Raw genomic sequence first — 1,194 nt, 5'->3', positions numbered from 1 at the left:
CCGGGTCCTGGGCCTGGCCCGTACGGCGGACGCGGACTGCCGCCGGGCCGCCGCCGGGGACTCCCCGGCGGGGGGTGCGGTGCGGCGGCGCCGGTTGATCAGGTGGCGGGTCGTCGACATCTGTGCGGTCCTCTCCGGAAGTTCACTGCCCGGCTTCGCCGGCCCGGCCCGAGTCCGAGCCCGATCCCTGGTCGGCGCCCCGGCCGGAGCCCTCGCCCGACCCCTCGCTCGCGTCCCCGCCCGCGGAGTCGCCCGCCGGCGCCTGCCCGAGGGCGCTGAGCTTCCAGCCGTCGCCGGCGCGGGTGACCTCGCCGAGCATCCGGCTCTCCTTCGCCTGCGGCTTCTCCCCGGGCGCGGCGACGGTGATACGGACCGCCACCAGCACGTCCGCCCGGCCGGCCCGGTCGTCCAGCTCGGTCAGCGCCGCCGACAGCACCTCGGCCGTGGTCACCGTCTCCGCCTTGCGCACCTCCTTCTCGAACCCGGCACGCCCCTGCTGGAGTTGGGCGAGGAGTTCGCCGGTGGCGGACGCCTCCCAGCGGTCCAGGCCCGCGTCCAGGTCGCGGTGGTCGAGGGTGTTGAGGTTCGTCACCGCCTGCCGGGCGGCGGCCAGCGCGTCGTCCCGGGAGGCGGCGAAGTCCGCCGCGTCGTCGTTCGCCGACGCGTACCAGGAGGTGCCGGCCCAGGCCGCGAGCACCGCCGCCAGCGCCGCCGCCACCAGGGCCATCGCCGGCAGGGGGTTCTTCCTGAGGCTCACGTCGATCCGCCCTTTCGCTAGCGGGACTTCAGGTCGGTGATGCGCCACTGCCCGTCCTGCTTCTCGGCGGTGACGGAGAGCTGCGCGCCGACGCTCGCCGGGTCCTCGCCCTTGCGCTCGGTGACCTGGTCGAGGAGGACCAGCAGGGTGGCGTCGTCGCCGTCGAGCCGGACCACCCCGGCGCGTACGACGTGCGTCGTCAGCGTCAGCTCCTGGGAGACGACCCGCTGCTGGATCTGGCCGAAGAGCTGCCGGTACTGCTCGCGGGCGCGGCCGGCGAGGAGTTCGTCGGCGTCCCTCGCGGTGACGCCGGGGTCCTCCGGCGCGTACGAGAACACCTTGCTGAGCGCGTTGCTGACGTCGCCGGAGACGGCCGCGGTGGCGGAGGCGTCGGTCAGCGCCCGGTTGGCCAGCGCGTCGTCGCCGTTGAGCCGCGC

The 1,194-nt window shown here is 75.6% G+C and carries 2 pseudogenes; both read right to left on the bottom strand.

Annotation, left to right across the window (positions count from 1 at the left end):
* Window positions 1–235: 235 nt before the first annotated feature.
* Window positions 236–727: pseudogene (locus H5J30_RS34450) on the bottom strand (Rv1363c family protein); the annotation flags it as partial.
* 47 nt (window positions 728–774) lie between these two features.
* Window positions 775–1,194 (bottom strand): annotated as a pseudogene (locus tag H5J30_RS34445) (nuclear transport factor 2 family protein); the annotation flags it as partial.

Origin of the sequence: Streptomyces phytophilus (genome assembly GCF_013870535.1) — a bacterium.
Taxonomy (GTDB): domain Bacteria; phylum Actinomycetota; class Actinomycetes; order Streptomycetales; family Streptomycetaceae; genus Streptomyces; species Streptomyces phytophilus.
Note: the sequence above shows the minus strand (reverse complement) of the source record. Positions and strands in the feature narration are given on the sequence as shown.